Source organism: Microbacterium binotii, from assembly GCF_021398715.1.
Lineage (GTDB): Bacteria > Actinomycetota > Actinomycetes > Actinomycetales > Microbacteriaceae > Microbacterium > Microbacterium binotii_A.
On record NZ_CP090347.1, the window covers coordinates 1,547,112 to 1,562,085 of the forward strand.

Consider the following 14,974-nt stretch of genomic DNA (forward strand, 5'->3'; position numbering starts at 1 on the left):
TCACGGGTCTTCGGTGGCACCGATCAACAGCTCGAGCCGATAGCCGAGCCACTCGTACACGCCGAAGCGGGGATCGTCCGCCGGGTGATCGTCCTCGTCGTCTATGCCCAGCCGTGCGGCCAGGACGAGCCGGACGGCATTGAGTGTCCGCATCCATGCCGCCACCTGGCGCGGCTCGAGCGTGATATCCATCTGTGCGAGCGCCTCGTCGAAGGCGTCGTCGTCGGACGGGTCCAGTTCTCCCGCGCTTGCGAGATCCGCGAGGACGGTGCCCGCCTCGGCACTCCGACGGCGCAGGAGGTCAGCGCGGGTCGCGGCGTGGAACTGATCCGCCGACGCCGCGTCCTCGGGATAGGCCGAGGGAGTCAGGCGCGCCACAGCCGGGTCGGATGCGGCATCCGCGTCCGCGAGCAGATCGACGAACTGTCCGACGAGACCCCGGAGGTGGACGGCCTCGACGCGCGTGAAGGAGAGAGTGACCGTGTCGCTCATGCGCCGGGCGCCCGTCGGACGGTGGCCCAGAGTCCGTAGTCGTGCATCGCCTGCGCGTGCAGTTCCATCTGCTCCCGCATCCCCTCCGCCACGACCGCGTGCCCGTCGTTGTGTACCGCCATCATGCGCCGGGTGGCCTCCTCCCGGGAGAAGCCGAAGTACTCGCGGAAGACGCGGACGACGTAGCTCATCAGGTTGACGGGGTCGTTCCACACGACGGTCTGCCAGTGCGGGTCGAGGGCGTCGACCGTGCCGAGATCGACCCGTTCGTCGATGTCGGGACTCGCGAGCGCGGCCATCATGCCCATCCCAGCTCGTGCAGGCGCGCGTCATCGATGCCGTAGAAGTGCGCGATCTCATGGACGAGCGTCGTGTGCACCTCGTCGCGGAGTTCCTGTTCGTCGGCGCAGGCGTTCAGGTGGGGTTCGCGGTACACCACGATCCGATCCGGAAGCTCGCCGACGCCATAGCGATCGCGCTCAGTGAGTGCCCACCCGTCATACAGACCGAACAGCTCGCCCTGATCGTCGTCCGAGCGGTCTTCGACCACGAACACGACATTGTCGAGACCGTCGACCATGTCGTCGGGGAGGCGATCGAGTTCGTCGACGACGAGGCGTTCGAAGCTCTCGTGATCCATCTCAAGCATCAGGCGACCCTGCCTCGCAACGGAGGGAAGAAGTGGGGTGGCTAACGGGGCTTGAACCCGCGACCCCCGCGACCACAACGCGGTGCTCTACCAACTGAGCTATAGCCACCATGTCTCCCGCTCGCGCGGGCAACCAAACGATTCTCTCACACCTCGGGGGCAAATGATGACACGACGTTCGCTGCGACGGACTTCGCGTCGTCGCTGGACGGACCGGGCTGCGACACGAACACGGCTTCGCGGTAATAGGCCAGCTCGCGGATGGATTCGCGGATGTCGGCGAGGGCCCGGTGGCCGCCGTTCTTGGCGGGTGCGTTGAAGTAGACCCGCGGATACCAGCGGCGCGAGAGCTCCTTGATGCTCGAGACGTCGACGTTGCGGTAGTGCAGCCACCGGTCGAGTCGGGGCATGTAGCGGGCGAGGAAGGCGCGGTCCGTGCCGATCGTGTTGCCCGCCAGCGGCGCCTTGCCCTCGATCGGCGCGAAGCGCTGCACGTACTCGAGCGCCTGGAACTCGGCCTCGGCGACGCTCACACCGGAGGGGATCTCCTCGAGAAGTCCGGACGAGCGGTGCATCTCGGTGACGAAATCGTTCATGTTCGCCAGTGCGGAGGCATCCGGACGGATGACGATCTGGAAACCCTCGTCGAGGACGTTCAGCTCGAAGTCCGTCACGACGATCGCGATCTCGACGAGCTCGTCGATCTGCGGATCGAGACCCGTCATCTCGCAGTCGATCCACACCAGCCGGTCGCCATCGGTCGTACTCACGTGCACATCCTCCTCGTGTGTTCCGACGCGGACGAGTCGGAGACGGTGGTCCCCCCGGCAGGAATCGAACCTGCGACCAAGAGATTAGAAGGCTCCTGCTCTATCCGCTGAGCTACGGGGGGCCGCACCGTCCAGCGTAGCGCGATGGGCCTGGTGCCCGACCGTCGGACGGCGTAGCGTCGGCCGCACACGGACGAGGAGGTTCGGCATGAGCACGACCGAAGCGCTATGGGTGGCCTACGGGAGCACCGGTGTGGTGGGCAGCATTCGCAAGGACGCCGGGGAGTATGTCGTCACGATGAGCGGTGCGGACGACCATCTCGGAAGCTATCCGAGCATGGAGATCGCGAAGGGCGCGCTGCGCGCGCAACTCAAGCCCGGCTCGGCGTGGCCGGAGTTCCGTCAGCACTGATCGGCGAGTGCGTCACGCGGGGTCGTCGCGCCAGCAGCGGCAGGGCGCGGTGCACGAGCGGTCCGATGAGGAGCGCGAACGCGACGGTTCCGACGCCCACGGAGCCGCCGAGCAGCCAGCCGCCAGCGAGGACCGTCAGCTCGATGCTGCCGCGCGCGATCCAGATGGGGATGCCGAAGCGGGTGTGGAGCCCTGTCATCAGTCCGTCGCGCGGGCCGGGTCCGAGCCCGGCGCTGATGTAGAGGCCGGTGGCGAAGGCGACCAGGACGATGCCGCCGAGGAGCACCAGGATCTGGGCGGGGATCCCGTCGGCGTCGGGAACGACATCCAGCACCACCTGCATGCTCGTCCCCAGCAGGAGGATGTTGGCCAGAGTTCCGACGCCGGGTCGTTGGCGCAGCGGGATCCAGGCCAGCATCACGGCCACCCCCAGGAGATTCACGATCCAGCCGATGCCCCACCCGGTGTGCAGCGAGATGCCCTGGGCGAGGACGGTCCAGGGATCCACGCCGAGTCCTGCGCGAACGATGAGCGCCTCGCCGGCGCCGTAGATCGCCAAGCCGACGACGAGGCGGATCAGTCGTGTGGTCATGCCAGTCAGCACACCGCAGAATTGGATCGAGGCAAAGAGGCCAATCTGAGTAGACTGGCTTGCATGGACTCCCGAGTGAGCGCGCGTGCGCTGACAGCCCGACTGGGTGGATGGCGCACGAGCGAACCCGCGTATGAAGCCCTCGCGGACGGGATCCGCCTCCTCTGTCTCGACAACAGGCTCCCCGCCGGGACCGCGCTGCCGGCGGAACGGGAACTCGCCGCCGTGCTCGGTGTCAGCCGTACGACGGTTGCCGCCGCCTACCGGAGTCTGCGCGACAGCGGCCACATCCGCAGCCTGCGCGGTTCGGGAAGCGTCACGCAGGGCGCTCCGCAGCGCGCGGCCACCAGAACGGTCTCCGACCCTCGCGCCATCGACCTCCAGCAGGCGAGCCCCGCGGCGTGGCCCGGTCTCGCCGGCGTGTTCGCCGAGGCCGCCACGCAGGCGCCGGCGCTCCTGGCGCGCCCCGGCTACGACGTGGTCGGACGCGAAGAACTGCGCGCCGCCTTGGCCGACCGGTACACGCGACGTGGCATCCCGACCACGTCGGCCCAGATCCTCATCACGAGCGGGGCGCAGAGCGCCCTCCACCTGTTGGCGACCGTGCTCGTGCGCCGCGGTGATCGAGCGCTCATCGAGAGTCCGACGTATCCGCACGCCGCCGAGGCGCTGCGTTCTGCCGGCGCGAGACTGGTGAGCGTTCCGGTCACCCCGGATGAGGGGTGGGATCTGGATCGCGCCGAGCAGGTGTTCGCTCGTGTACGCCCCACACTCGCGTACCTGATGCCGGACTTCCAGAATCCGACCGGGCGCTCGATGACCGGGGGCGAACGCGAGCTGTTCGCGACGATGGCGGAGCGTGTGGGAACGACACTCATCATCGACGAGACGACGGCCGATCTCGACATCGACCGGGCGATCGACCCGCCGCCGTTCGGGGCGGAGCGCCAGGACGATCAGATCGTGCGTGTCGGTTCGTTCGGGAAGACGGTCTGGGGCGGTCTGCGCGTCGGATGGGTTCGGGCCGAGGAACAGCTCATCCGTCGGCTCATCGCTGCCCGCTTTCCGATCGAACTCGGCACCCCCGACTGGGAACAGCACGTCGCGACGCTTCTCCTGCCGCATCTTCCCCAGGTGATCGCGCAGCGGGCGCACCTTCTGCGGACGGGACGTGACGCGGTCGGCGCGGCGCTGGCGGCGCAGTTGCCCGAGTGGAACGTCCCCGCGGTCGACGGCGGAGTGGCGCTCTGGGTGGAGCTCGATCGACCGTTCAGCAGCGCGCTCGTGCTCGCCGCGCGTGCGGAGGGCGTCCTCCTGTCCGCGGGGCCCCGGTTCGGGGTGGATGGGGGATTCGAGAAGAACCTGCGCATCCCCTTCACGGCATCCGCGTCCGATCTCGAGCGCGCCGTCGACGGGATCGCTCGTGCGTGGCGGCGGACCACCGAGGGAGCGACAGCGCTCAGAGAGGGTGCGCTGGACGCGGTCGTGTGACGGCTCAGCCGCGTCGGAGCACCGCGACCGCGTCATCACGTCGCCAGAACTCTCCGACGTCGACAAAGGTCCGTGAGGACCACCGATAACGACGGGCGCGGTAGCACGTCCCCTCCGGGCGCAACAACGCGTCGACGACGCCGATCACGACCCCCGCGCCATCGAGCACGCGCCACCGATCCATTCCGAGGGCGACCAGAGATGGTGCGGTCGCCGCTCTCGTCCGTGCGTTCATCGCTCATCCCTCCCGTCGTTCCGACGCTATCGACGACCACCGACACCGCACCTTCGTTCCTCCCCAGCGAGAGGCGGGCGGCGGTTCCGCCTCATCAAAGCCCGCGAGGGCCTTCCCGCCCGGATCGAACGGGCACAGTGGTCTCCGCTGCGGCGCCCGTCGGGCACCCGGGCGCCGCAGCGTCGTCCCACGTGCCCGGTCGAGAGGAGACACATCATGAAGGAACGCATCACGATCGTCGGGAACGTTGCCGCGACCCCCGAGCTGCGGCGCATGCCCTCCGGCGACGCGGTCGTCAGCTTCCGCGTCGGCGTGACGGAGCGTCGTCAGGACAGGCAGACCTCGCAGTGGGTCGACGGGAAGACGAGCTGGTATCGCGTGAGCGCCTACCGGGGACTGGCGGAGAACGTCCACCGCTCGATCGGATCGGGCGAGAGGGTCTTCGTGAGCGGTCGCTTCTCGTTGCAGGAATGGGAGACCGACACGAAGAAGGGTGTCTCGGCGGAGATCGAGGCGGAGGCGGTGGGCCATGACCTGCGCTGGGGCACGACCGTCTACACGCGTACCGCCGCGCGGTCGGAGGACTCGGCCGGGCACGACGCAAGCCACCCCGCGGGCCCGGTCGACGACGACGGATGGGCCGCGCCCGGTGCAGTCGGCGAAGAGGCGCGCGTCGGAGCGACGCCGTTCTGATGCCTAAACTGGCCACGTGACCCCGCCCCGCGCCGTCCGACTGTCCGCTCTCGTCCTCGTGGCCGCGGCCGGCTCCGTGGTGCTGGCGGCGTGCACGCCGTCACCCGAACCGAGCCCGACCGTCTCGGTGTCGACACCCATCGCCACGACGCCGGCTCCGAGCCCGGCGCCGACACTTGTCCCGGAGGGTTCGGCCGAGGACAACCTGCCGCTGTTCACGAGCGTGGTGGATGCGGTGTGGGCCGGCCCCGATCAGGTCGCGGGGCGCGCCTACATCGATGCGCTCACGGCGGCGGGCTTCGACAAGGCAGCGATGCAGGTCACCCCTGATCAGTCCACGGTGAACAACCCCGCCGAGAGCATCCAGTTCTCGGTGCGATGGGGCGACGAGTGCTTGATCGGGCAGGTGGGACCTGCCACGCGTGAGGCTGTCACCGTTGTGGAGCCGATCCTTTCCGACGGCACGTGTCTGATCGGTCGCACCCGCGCCATCGACTGGTAGTCCGGCGGCGGGGCGGGTGAGCGCCGTCTAGACTGGAGCGGATATGGCCGAATACATCTACTCCATGGTCCGTGCCCGCAAGGCGGTCGGCGAGAAGCTCATCCTCGACGACGTCACGATGGCGTTCCTCCCCGGTGCGAAGATCGGCATGGTGGGTCCGAACGGCGCCGGTAAGTCGACGATCCTCAAGATCATGGCCGGTCTCGACCAGCCCTCCAATGGTGAGGCGAAGCTGAGCCCGGGCTACAGCGTCGGCATTCTGATGCAGGAGCCCGAGCTCGACGAGACGAAGACCGTGTTGGAGAACATCCAGGACGGCGTCGCGATCAAGGCCAAGCTCGACCGCTTCAACGAGATCTCGGGCCTCATGGCCGATCCCGACGCGGACTTCGACGCGCTGCTGGCGGAGATGGGCGTGCTGCAGGAGGAGATCGACGCGGCCGACGGCTGGGACCTCGACTCACAGCTCGAGCAGGCGATGGATGCACTGCGCACCCCGCCCGGTGACGCCGCGATCGGCCCGCTCTCCGGCGGTGAGCGTCGCCGGGTCGCGCTGGCGAAGCTTCTTCTCCAGAAGCCCGACCTGCTCCTGCTCGACGAGCCCACCAACCACCTGGACGCGGAAAGCGTGCTCTGGCTCGAGCAGCACCTGCAGTCGTACAAGGGCGCCGTCATCGCGATCACCCACGATCGCTACTTCCTCGACAACGTCGCGGAGTGGATCGCCGAGGTCGATCGTGGTCGCCTGATCGGCTACGAGGGCAACTACTCGACGTATCTCGAGAAGAAGGCCGAGCGTCTCGACGTCCAAGGCAAGAAGGACGCCAAGCTCGCCAAGCGTCTCAAGGACGAACTCGAGTGGGTGCGTTCGAGCGCGAAGGGACGCCAGACCAAGTCGAAGGCGCGTCTCGCGCGCTACGAGGAGATGGCGGCGGAGGCGGAGCGCACGCGGAAGCTTGACTTCGAGGAAATCCAGATCCCCGCCGGGCCCCGCCTCGGAAACGTCGTCATCGAAGCGAAGAAGCTATACAAGGGCTTCGGTGATCGCGTCCTCATCGACGGCCTCAGCTTCAGTCTTCCGCCGAACGGCATCGTCGGTGTCATCGGCCCGAACGGTGTCGGCAAGACCACACTCTTCAAGACGATCGTCGGGCTGGAGCCGCTCGACGGCGGCGACCTGAAGGTCGGCGAGACAGTGAAGATCAGCTACGTCGACCAGTCGCGCGCGAACATCGATCCCAACAAGACCCTGTGGGAGGTCGTCTCCGACGGACTCGACATCATCACGGTCGGCAAGACCGAGATCCCCTCGCGCGCCTACGTCTCCAAGTTCGGGTTCAAAGGCCCGGACCAGCAGAAGAAGGCCGGCGTCCTCTCCGGTGGCGAGCGCAACCGCCTGAACCTGGCGCTGACGCTCAAGGAGGGCGGCAACCTGCTGCTGCTCGACGAGCCGACCAACGACCTGGACGTCGAGACCCTGAGCTCGCTCGAGAACGCGTTGCTGGAGTTCCCCGGCTGTGCCGTCGTCATCACGCACGACCGGTGGTTCCTCGACCGCATCGCGACCCACATCCTCGCCTACGAGGGGACGGACGAAAACCCCGCTCAGTGGTACTGGTTCGAGGGCAACTTCGAGGCGTACGAGCAGAACAAGATCGAGCGCCTCGGTCCGGATGCGGCCAACCCGCACCGTTCGACGCACCGCAAGCTGACGCGCGACTGATGCAGGATGCGGATCGCCCCTCACGGGGCGATCCGCATCCTGCATTCGAGCAGTGGGAGAGACCATGACCGAGGGCGAGCTGCGACTTCACGTGCCCATCCACCTGCGATGGGGGGACCTCGACGCGTTCAATCACGTCAACAACACCTCGATGCTCAAGCTCCTGGAGGAGGCGCGCGTGCGCGCCTTCTGGGCGGCGGATGACGGCGAGCCGCAGTATCCGACCGCGGTCGTCCCGGCCGGCGCCACGGCCGGAGTGCTCACGCTCATCGCGCGCCAGGAGATCGAATACCTGCATCCCGTGCCGTACCAGCGTGCACCGCTCGACGTGCAGTTGTGGTTCGGGAGCCTCGGCGGATCCAGCATGGAGGTCTGCTACGAGGTGTTCAGCCCACTGACGGGGGAGGATCCTCAGACCCTCTACGCCCGCTCGTCCGCCGTCGTCGTCACGGTCGACGCCGCCACGGGACGGCCGATGCGGCTGACCGAGCGGATGCGTGAGGCCTGGGAACCGTACCTGGGCGCGCCGATCGCCTACGCACGACGACGTTAGGACGCCTCACCCGACGCGGGAACACGCACCATGATCTCCTGCGCGACGCTGGCGACGAGTTCGCCGGCACGCGTGTAGATGCGGCCGGTCGCGAGCCCGCGCCCGCCACGTGCACTGGGGGAGTCCTGTGTGTACAGCAGCCAGTCGTCGACGGCGGCGGGACGGTGCCACCACATCGCGTGATCGAGGCTGGCCACATTGAGTCGCGGCGTGCGCCACGTGAGGCCGTGCGCGCGCAGGATCGACTCCTGAATGGTCATGTCCGAGAGATACGCCAGCATCGCACGGTGCAGCAGAGGATCTGCCGGCAAGGGGCGGCGTAACCGCATCCACACGCTCTGATGCGGCTCCGGGGTCACCGCTTCGCTTTCGAACAGCGTTCCCGGGACGTGGCGGACCTCGACCGGCAACTCGCTGATGCTGCGCATGGACAGAGGATGCAGCTGGTCCGACTCCTGTGGCACGAGCGCCTCGGGTTGCGGCACGTCCGGCATCGGCTCGGCATGGTCGAGGCCGGCATCGTCTGTCTGGAACGAGGCGATCATCGAGAAGATCGGCACGCCCTCCTGGTACGCCTGCGTGCGGCGCGCCGAGAAGGACCGGCCATCACGCAGGCGGTCCACCGAGAACGTCAGCCCCCGGGACGAGTCGCCGGGGCGCAGGAAGTATCCGTGCATGGAGTGGATCGGACGGTCGTCTGCCACCGTGCGGGAGGCGGCGACCACCGACTGCCCGAGCACCTGCCCGCCGTAGATGCGTCCGAGGGGCATCGCGTGCGAGTCGCCCGTGAAGATGTCCTCGGTCGTGCGCGCCTCGCTCGATGCGATCGAGAGGACCTCGATGAGGGAGCCGACCGGGTCGCTCGGGTTGTCCGTGCGTCCGCCGGTGGGTTCATCGCTGGTCGTCATTGGTTCTCCTCGGCTCGCCGCATGCACGCGTTGCTAGTTTAGGTGGGGTGTCCGCTCGTCTTCTGTTCCCCGATCCCGAGGCCGCCGCGGATGCTCTGACGTTCGCCGGGCGGGCTGGTGCGCTCGATCGTGAAGCGGCCGTCCACCTCCGCGGAGCCGGCGGCGTGCTGACGATGACCACCGCGGTGCTGGCCTCGCGGGGCCTGCTCGACGCGACGCCCACGGTACTGGCGATGCGCGTCCTCCCCGTCGATCCGGAGCTCGAGTGCGATCTCAGCGTGCCCTCGTCGCAATTGATCGCCGCGTCGGACACTGCGATCGAGCTGGGTGAGACGGCCGTCCGGCCCGCGTGGGCGGGCGTGTCCCCGCCGCGATCCGGATGGGAGTCGTCGGGCCGGATCGCATCGGAGCTCCTGGCCGCGCGGGCGCAGTGGGGGATGGCGGCCGTCGCCGATGCGCTGCCGAGCGACCCCGGCGAGGAGATCGTGCGCGCGGCCAGGCTCCGGGTGTGGGGAGAGCCGGACGAGGCCCTGGGCTCCCAGCTGCGCGCCGTCGCTTTCGGCGCGGTCGCGATGGGCTTCGTGCTCGGCGAGGAGTACGGTCGCGTGTTCTCCGCGCCCGGTTGGACGCGCGTCTCGCTCTCGCGGGGGCACATCCTCGTGCGTGTGCCGATGCGATCCGGGATGACCGCGGTGCGGGTGACGGGTAAGTGAAGACTCAGACGGCGCGCGCGGCCGCCCGTCCTGCGGCGCGCCCGGAGAAGAGGCAGCCGCCGAGGAACGTCCCCTCCAGCGCTCGGTAGCCGTGCACGCCGCCGCCCCCGAAGCCGGCGGCCTCACCGGCGGCGTAGAGTCCCGGGATCGCCTCACCTTGCGCATCGAGCGCCGTCGAGTCGAGGTCGGTCAGGATGCCACCGAGAGACTTGCGCGTCAGCACGTGCAGCTTGACCGCGATCAGACCGCCGCCCGCGCGGTCGAGGATGCGGTGCGGCCGGGCTGTGCGCACCAGCCGATCGCCGCGGAACGCCCGCGCGGAGCGCAGCATCGCCACCTGGGCATCCTTCGTGAACGGGTTGTCCATCTCACGATCGCGCGCCTCGATCTCCCGCCGAGCCGTGTCGGTATCGAGAGCATCGCCGCCGGGGAGGTCGCGCATGCCGGCGAGCAGATCCTCGAGTCGGTCCGCGCGCACGAAGTCTGCGCCGTGCTCGAGGAAAGCGCGCACCGGAGCCGATGCGCCCTTTCCGAGCCGCGAGCGCACGAGCAGAGCGACGTCCTTATCGGTCAGATCCGGGTTCTGCTCGCTGCCGGAGAGGGTGAACTCCTTCTCGGCGATGCGTTCGGAGAGGACGAACCAGGAATGGTCGTGTCCGGTGGCGCGGAGATGGGCCAGGGTTCCGAGGGTGTCGAAGCCGGGGAACAAGGGGACGGGCAGTCGCTTGCCGGTCGCATCCAGCCAGACGGAGGAGGGGCCGGGAAGGATGCGGATCCCGTGCTGCGGCCAGATCGGGTCCCAGTTCTGAAGGCCCTCGACGTAGTGCCACATCCGGTCGCCGCCGATGAGCCTGGCTCCTGCCTGCTCCGCGACCGAGAGCATCGCGCCGTCGACATAGGCGGGGACGCCGGCGACCATGGTCGCCGGCGGGGTTCCCAGACGCTCCGGCCAGCGCTCGCGGACCAGCGCATGGTTGCCGCCGATGCCGCCGCTGGTGACGATGGTCGCGCCCGCCTGGACGGAGAAGACGCCGACCACGTCATGCGGAGTCGCCCTTCCGCGGTCGGTATCTGCGGGGATGAGAACGTCGCCACGGGCCCCCGTGACCGCACCGCCGGTCGTCTCGAGCCCGGTCACGCGATGACGCGCGAGAATGCGCACGCGTCCCGCGGCCTCCCCCTCCTCGATCTCCGCCGCGAAAGGAGCGACCAGGCCGGGGCCGGTGCCCCACGTGATGTGGAAGCGCGGAACGGAGTTGCCGGGACCGGTCGCGGTGTAGCCGCCGCGTTCCGCCCAGCCCACGACGGGGAAGAACGACACACCGCGCTGGCGCAGCCACGAGCGCTTCTCCCCGTGCGCGAAATCGAGGTACGCGCGCGCCCATCGCGCGGGCCACTCGTCCTCCTCCCGGTCGAAGCCGGCGGTTGCGAACCAGTCCTGCTCGGCGAGCTCAGGTGAATCCCTGATGCCCATCCGGCGTTGCTCGGGGGAGTCGATCAGGAACAGCCCCCCGAACGACCACCACGCCTGCCCGCCGAGGTCGACGCGCGGCTGCTGGTCGACGATCGTCACCGACCTGCCGGCGCGCAGCGCCTCGCAGGCGGCCACGAGTCCCGCCAGGCCCCATCCCACGACGAGAACATCGGTGCGGTGGGATGCGGTCACGGTCACTCCTTCGTGGTCGCCGCAGGATCGACCGGGAGCGAGGCGCGCGTCCCCGCCGCAGGTCCGATGCCTGACGGCTCGAACGTGTTCACCATGGCATAGGCCGCGCGCTGCAGGTAGTCCCACAGGGTCGCCTCGAGAATCGGGGGCAGCTCGCAGGCATCGACCGCGCGTCGCATGTGCGAGAGCCACCGGTCACGGGCATCCGGATCGACGTGGAACGCTGCGTGACGCATACGCAGTCGCGGATGACCTCGCTGCTCGCTGTAGGCGGTGGGTCCGCCCCAGTACTGCTCGAGGAAGGTCTGCATGCGCACCTTGGCGGGGCCGAGATCGGCCTCCGGGTACATCGGTCGCAGAACCTCGTCGCCGGCGATGCCCTCGTAGAACGCATCCACGAGCTTCGTGAAGAACGCGTGGCCACCGACCTGATCGTAAAAACTGATCGGCTGCTCACTCATGCGGACTCCTCGGGTGGGGTGCGGGGCTTGCGGGGCTTCCGCGGCGCCGCCGAATGCGTGTCATCGCTCGTTGGCCTCCCGTCTCCGGCGGGGGCGAGCGCCTCGCCCTCTCCGGCGGCTTCCGTGGCGGCGCGGGCGCCCCTCCCCGTGCGCTTCGGGCGCCACACCGGGCGTTCGTCTGCAGCGACGGGGATGGGCTTGGTGCGGGGAGGGTTCGCCCCGCGCACGCGACCCGCCGCCTCGAGTCCGCTCAGCATGATCGAGTTCAGCAACGGCAGCTGGATGCCCATGGCGTCCATCGCACGCTTCAGGCGCACCCGGAGCTCTCGCGCGACGTCGTCCTTGGCGTTGGAGCGGGTCTTCATGACGAGCCGGATCACGAGAGCATCCCCGGATATCGACTCCAACCCCCAGATCTCGGGCTGTTCGATGATCCTGGTGCGCCACTTGGGATCCTTCGCGAGCTGCTTCGCCGCGTCGAGCATCGCCTTCTCCACCGCGTCCAGGTCGGCGTCGACGGGGACGGAGAGGTCGATGATGACCCGTGACCACCCCTGCGACATGTTGCCGATGCGGGTGATCTCGCCGTTGCGCACGTACCAAAGCGTCCCGTTGACGTCGCGTACGTGCGTGACGCGCACGCTGACGTACTCGACGACGCCGGTGGCGAGACCGAGGTCGACGACGTCGCCGATCCCCACTTGATCCTCGGCGACGATGAAGATGCCGTTGAGCACGTCCTTCACGATGTTCTGCGCACCGAAGCCGAGTCCCGCGCCGATCGCCGCGGTGAGCAGCGCGAAGGAGCCGAGGATGCCGGAGTCGATCGTGTTGACGATCAGGATGATGCCGATGATCACGATCGTCACGTTGACGATGTTCTGCAGGATCGAACCCAGGGTGCGGGTGCGTTGGACCAGACGGACCGCGGCGAGCGGAGAGCGATCGAGCGCCTGGGTGTCGGTGACCTGAGCTTTGCTCTTCGCGCCAGAGACGATGCGCTCCACGACCCGGTGGATCACTCCGCGGAGGATCCAGGAGACGACGATGGCGCCGATGATGATGGCGAGCACCCCGAGCGCCTTGAACCCGGCGGTGGTGAAGAACGACCCGATGTTCGGCCAGAACGCCGGGTCGTTGGGGTCGAAGACGAAGGTGTGCGTCACGTTGTCGATGCTACTGATCGCCGCTCTCAGCGAGCTGGACGCCGCCGCCGTCGACGAGTCCTGCGCGATGGGCGATCACGACCGCCTGTACGCGGTCTCGCGCGCCGAGTTTGGCGAGGATGCGGCCGACGTGCGTCTTCACGGTCGACTCGCCCAGGAACAGGGCCGCGGCGATCTCGGCGTTCGTGGCGCCTTGCGCCATTGCGAGGAACACCTCGCGCTCCCTCTCGGTGAGGATATCGGTCGGGTCGGGGGCCGCGGAGCGCACCGGCGGTGTGCCGAGGAGCTCGATCATGCGGCGCGTCACGCGCGGTGAGAGGGTGGCGTCGCCCCGGTGCACGGCGTGGATCGCCGAGATGAGTTCGTGGCGTTGCGCGTCCTTCAGCAGGAACCCGCTCGCGCCCGCGCGTAGTGCGGCGAACGCGTACTCGTCGAGATCGAAGGTGGTCAGGACGAGGACGCGGGCGTCGGGGTGGGCGGCGACGATGCGTTCCGTCGCGGCGATGCCGTCGACGCCCGGCATCCGCACGTCCATGAGGACGACGTGGGGCTCGAGAGCCGCCACGGCCGCGACGGCGGATTCCCCGTCCGCGGCTTCGCCGACGACCCGTAGGTCGTCTTCGGCGTCCAGCACCATGCGGAAGCCGAGCCGGATGAGCTCCTGGTCGTCGACGAGCAGGATGCGGATCGGGTCATTCATCGGGTGTTCTCCTCCGTCGGCAGCCAGACGTCGAGGGTCCAGGTGCCGTCGCCGCGTCGGGTGCGCAGAGTGCCCCCGGCGTGGGCGACGCGCTCGGTCAGTCCGCGCAGACCGAAGCCGGCGGTCTCGTCGTCATGTTCTCCGGCGACGCCGTCGTTCATGATCCTGATGCGCACCGCATCCGGATCCTCGCGGATCTCGACGACGGCCTCCGTCGCGCGAGGTGCGTGCCGCATCGCGTTCGTCATCCCCTCCTGCACGACGCGGCCGATCGCCAGCTCCGTGGTCGGCGCATGCGTGCTCGTGCGTCCGGAGGTCCGCAGCACGACCGGGTAGCCCGCGCCCTGCGCGATGGCGACGACCTCCCGCGGCGAGGGGGCACTGAGGGGCGCCAGGGGAGCGGTGCCCGCATCATCCGTTCGCAGCACGCCCAGCATCGCCCGCATCTCGGTCAGGGCGCCACGGGCGGTGTCGGCCGCGGTGCGGGCGGCGGAGCGGGCGCGTTCGGCGTCGGTCGTCGCGGCGGCACCCTCTGACAGCGCCACGATCACCGTCAGCGAGTGCGACACGATGTCGTGCATCTCCCGTGCGATGCGGGTGCGCTCGGCGGCCGTGGCGAGCTGTGCCTGCTGGTCGCGCTCGATCGTCAGTTGACGGGAGCGTTCGATGAGGGCTTCGACGTAGCGCTTGCGGCCGCCGACGTTCGCGCCGATGAGCGCCCCGATCAGGAGCATGACCATGGTCGCGATCGTCGCGCCGATCGCCGTGGACCACCCCTCGCCGAGCCCCACGCGTACAAGGCCGGAGATCACGAGGGCGCCGCTGAGGATTCCGGCGCCCGCCCACGCCGCGCGGCTGGAACGGTACACCGACAGCGAGTAGACGGCGATCGCGAGCGCGATGCCGCTCGGCAGCATGGGGTACGGCGCGAAGGGGTAGGGGAGGGCTGCGACCAAGAAGACCGTGATCGGGAAGCGTCGGCGCCAGAGGAGCGCGATCGCGGTGCTCGCGGGAACGGTGATCGACACGATCACGCCCAAGGGAGCCCAGGCGGGATCCATCGGAGTCGCGGCGATCAGGCCCGGCCCGGAGAGGACGAAGGCGAAGAAGGCGACGAGTGCGTCGGCGAAACGCGGATGCCGCGACCAGTACCGGCGGATGGCCCCCGGAGGTCGCGGCAGCAGCAGGCCGTCGTCGGGGGGAGTGCTCTCCGCCCCGGCGACGGCCCGACCGCGCTTGCTCATCCGC

At 69.0% G+C, this 14,974-nt stretch carries 18 protein-coding genes and 2 tRNA genes; 7 read left to right on the top strand and 13 right to left on the bottom strand.

Annotated features, from left to right (window positions below; translation table 11 throughout):
* The 6 genes from LXM64_RS07785 to LXM64_RS07810 form a co-directional block, all read right to left on the bottom strand.
* The gene (locus tag LXM64_RS07785) at positions 1-492 is read right to left on the bottom strand and encodes a DUF2017 family protein (RefSeq protein ID WP_234075329.1); all 492 of its coding nucleotides are present in this window, start codon (positions 490-492) and stop codon (positions 1-3) included.
* Entirely contained in the window at positions 489-800 is a 312-nt protein-coding gene (gene clpS, locus LXM64_RS07790; RefSeq protein ID WP_234075330.1) for an ATP-dependent Clp protease adapter ClpS, read from the bottom strand. Before clpS ends, LXM64_RS07785 begins: the two co-directional genes overlap by 4 nt.
* Positions 791-1,141, bottom strand: coding sequence for a metallopeptidase family protein (locus LXM64_RS07795; protein WP_137417113.1), 351 nt, complete (start codon positions 1,139-1,141; stop codon positions 791-793). Before LXM64_RS07795 ends, clpS begins: the two co-directional genes overlap by 10 nt.
* A 33-nt stretch (positions 1,142-1,174) precedes the next feature.
* Positions 1,175-1,250, bottom strand: a tRNA-His gene (locus tag LXM64_RS07800).
* A 37-nt stretch (positions 1,251-1,287) separates the two neighbouring features.
* Entirely contained in the window at positions 1,288-1,911 is a 624-nt protein-coding gene (gene orn, locus LXM64_RS07805; protein WP_267955140.1) for an oligoribonuclease, read from the bottom strand.
* 46 nt (positions 1,912-1,957) lie between these two features.
* Positions 1,958-2,033 (bottom strand) — tRNA-Arg (locus LXM64_RS07810).
* Between the two features lie 86 nt (positions 2,034-2,119).
* Between LXM64_RS07810 and LXM64_RS07815 the strand changes: the two genes are divergently transcribed.
* Complete coding sequence (locus LXM64_RS07815) at positions 2,120-2,323, top strand: methyltransferase (RefSeq protein ID WP_234075331.1); 204 nt, start codon at positions 2,120-2,122, stop codon at positions 2,321-2,323.
* Here the strand turns inward: LXM64_RS07815 and LXM64_RS07820 are convergent.
* Positions 2,283-2,915: a YczE/YyaS/YitT family protein gene (locus LXM64_RS07820; RefSeq protein WP_234075332.1), complete on the bottom strand. Its 633-nt coding sequence runs from the start codon at positions 2,913-2,915 to the stop codon at positions 2,283-2,285. The two genes, LXM64_RS07815 and LXM64_RS07820, sit on opposite strands and share 41 nt — an antisense overlap.
* 63 nt (positions 2,916-2,978) lie before the next feature.
* Between LXM64_RS07820 and LXM64_RS07825 the strand changes: the two genes are divergently transcribed.
* The 5 genes from LXM64_RS07825 (at position 2,979) to LXM64_RS07845 (ending at position 8,112) form a co-directional block, all read left to right on the top strand.
* Entirely contained in the window at positions 2,979-4,406 is a 1,428-nt protein-coding gene (locus tag LXM64_RS07825; protein ID WP_234075333.1) for a PLP-dependent aminotransferase family protein, read from the top strand.
* A 451-nt stretch (positions 4,407-4,857) separates the two neighbouring features.
* Complete coding sequence (gene ssb, locus LXM64_RS07830) at positions 4,858-5,334, top strand: single-stranded DNA-binding protein (RefSeq protein WP_234075334.1); 477 nt, start codon at positions 4,858-4,860, stop codon at positions 5,332-5,334.
* A gap of 16 nt (positions 5,335-5,350) precedes the next feature.
* On the top strand, positions 5,351-5,836 hold the full coding sequence (locus tag LXM64_RS07835; protein ID WP_234075335.1) for a DUF6993 domain-containing protein: 486 nt from the start codon (positions 5,351-5,353) through the stop codon (positions 5,834-5,836).
* A 43-nt stretch (positions 5,837-5,879) separates the two neighbouring features.
* A complete protein-coding gene (ettA, locus tag LXM64_RS07840; protein WP_234075336.1) occupies positions 5,880-7,559 on the top strand; it encodes an energy-dependent translational throttle protein EttA in 1,680 nt (559 codons plus the stop codon).
* A 64-nt stretch (positions 7,560-7,623) separates the two neighbouring features.
* Entirely contained in the window at positions 7,624-8,112 is a 489-nt protein-coding gene (locus tag LXM64_RS07845) for an acyl-CoA thioesterase (RefSeq protein WP_234075337.1), read from the top strand.
* On the opposite strand, the gene LXM64_RS07850 is transcribed toward LXM64_RS07845, so the two are convergent.
* Positions 8,109-9,020 (bottom strand): acyl-CoA thioesterase, encoded by a 912-nt coding sequence (locus tag LXM64_RS07850; RefSeq protein ID WP_234075338.1) that lies wholly within the window; start codon positions 9,018-9,020, stop codon positions 8,109-8,111. The two genes, LXM64_RS07845 and LXM64_RS07850, sit on opposite strands and share 4 nt — an antisense overlap.
* Before the next feature lie 47 nt (positions 9,021-9,067).
* Here LXM64_RS07850 and LXM64_RS07855 point away from each other — a divergent pair, with 47 nt between their 5' ends.
* Positions 9,068-9,733, top strand: coding sequence for a hypothetical protein (locus LXM64_RS07855; protein WP_234075339.1), 666 nt, complete (start codon positions 9,068-9,070; stop codon positions 9,731-9,733).
* 4 nt (positions 9,734-9,737) lie between these two features.
* On the opposite strand, the gene LXM64_RS07860 is transcribed toward LXM64_RS07855, so the two are convergent.
* Genes LXM64_RS07860 through LXM64_RS07880 form a run of 5 tightly spaced genes read right to left on the bottom strand, consistent with a single transcriptional unit; the run spans position 9,738 to position 14,970 of the window.
* Positions 9,738-11,399 carry an FAD-binding dehydrogenase gene (locus LXM64_RS07860; protein ID WP_234075340.1) on the bottom strand — a complete coding sequence of 554 codons (1,662 nt, stop codon included), beginning with the start codon at positions 11,397-11,399 and terminating at the stop codon, positions 9,738-9,740.
* 2 nt (positions 11,400-11,401) lie between these two features.
* Positions 11,402-11,860 carry a globin gene (locus LXM64_RS07865; RefSeq protein ID WP_234075341.1) on the bottom strand — a complete coding sequence of 153 codons (459 nt, stop codon included), beginning with the start codon at positions 11,858-11,860 and terminating at the stop codon, positions 11,402-11,404.
* Positions 11,857-13,026 carry a mechanosensitive ion channel family protein gene (locus LXM64_RS07870; protein WP_419144860.1) on the bottom strand — a complete coding sequence of 390 codons (1,170 nt, stop codon included), beginning with the start codon at positions 13,024-13,026 and terminating at the stop codon, positions 11,857-11,859. Before LXM64_RS07870 ends, LXM64_RS07865 begins: the two co-directional genes overlap by 4 nt.
* Before the next feature lie 10 nt (positions 13,027-13,036).
* A complete protein-coding gene (locus LXM64_RS07875; protein WP_234075342.1) occupies positions 13,037-13,726 on the bottom strand; it encodes a response regulator in 690 nt (229 codons plus the stop codon).
* Entirely contained in the window at positions 13,723-14,970 is a 1,248-nt protein-coding gene (locus tag LXM64_RS07880; RefSeq protein WP_234075343.1) for a sensor histidine kinase, read from the bottom strand. The genes LXM64_RS07875 and LXM64_RS07880 overlap by 4 nt, the downstream gene beginning before the upstream one ends.
* Positions 14,971-14,974: the final 4 nt, after the last annotated feature.

Bases quoted from the DNA above. Each gene is read 5' to 3' on its own strand.
- LXM64_RS07865 (WP_234075341.1), bottom strand. From the start codon at position 11,860: ATGAGTGAGCAGCCGATCAGTTTTTACGATCAGGTCGGTGGCCACGCG.
- LXM64_RS07845 (WP_234075337.1), top strand. From the start codon at position 7,624: ATGACCGAGGGCGAGCTGCGACTTCACGTGCCCATCCACCTGCGATGG.
- LXM64_RS07880 (WP_234075343.1), bottom strand. From the start codon at position 14,970: ATGAGCAAGCGCGGTCGGGCCGTCGCCGGGGCGGAGAGCACTCCCCCC.
- LXM64_RS07820 (WP_234075332.1), bottom strand. From the start codon at position 2,915: ATGACCACACGACTGATCCGCCTCGTCGTCGGCTTGGCGATCTACGGC.
- ssb (WP_234075334.1), top strand. From the start codon at position 4,858: ATGAAGGAACGCATCACGATCGTCGGGAACGTTGCCGCGACCCCCGAG.
- LXM64_RS07785 (WP_234075329.1), bottom strand. From the start codon at position 492: ATGAGCGACACGGTCACTCTCTCCTTCACGCGCGTCGAGGCCGTCCAC.
- LXM64_RS07850 (WP_234075338.1), bottom strand. From the start codon at position 9,020: ATGACGACCAGCGATGAACCCACCGGCGGACGCACGGACAACCCGAGC.
- clpS (WP_234075330.1), bottom strand. From the start codon at position 800: ATGGGCATGATGGCCGCGCTCGCGAGTCCCGACATCGACGAACGGGTC.
- LXM64_RS07875 (WP_234075342.1), bottom strand. From the start codon at position 13,726: ATGAATGACCCGATCCGCATCCTGCTCGTCGACGACCAGGAGCTCATC.
- LXM64_RS07815 (WP_234075331.1), top strand. From the start codon at position 2,120: ATGAGCACGACCGAAGCGCTATGGGTGGCCTACGGGAGCACCGGTGTG.
- ettA (WP_234075336.1), top strand. From the start codon at position 5,880: ATGGCCGAATACATCTACTCCATGGTCCGTGCCCGCAAGGCGGTCGGC.
- LXM64_RS07795 (WP_137417113.1), bottom strand. From the start codon at position 1,141: ATGCTTGAGATGGATCACGAGAGCTTCGAACGCCTCGTCGTCGACGAA.
- LXM64_RS07825 (WP_234075333.1), top strand. From the start codon at position 2,979: ATGGACTCCCGAGTGAGCGCGCGTGCGCTGACAGCCCGACTGGGTGGA.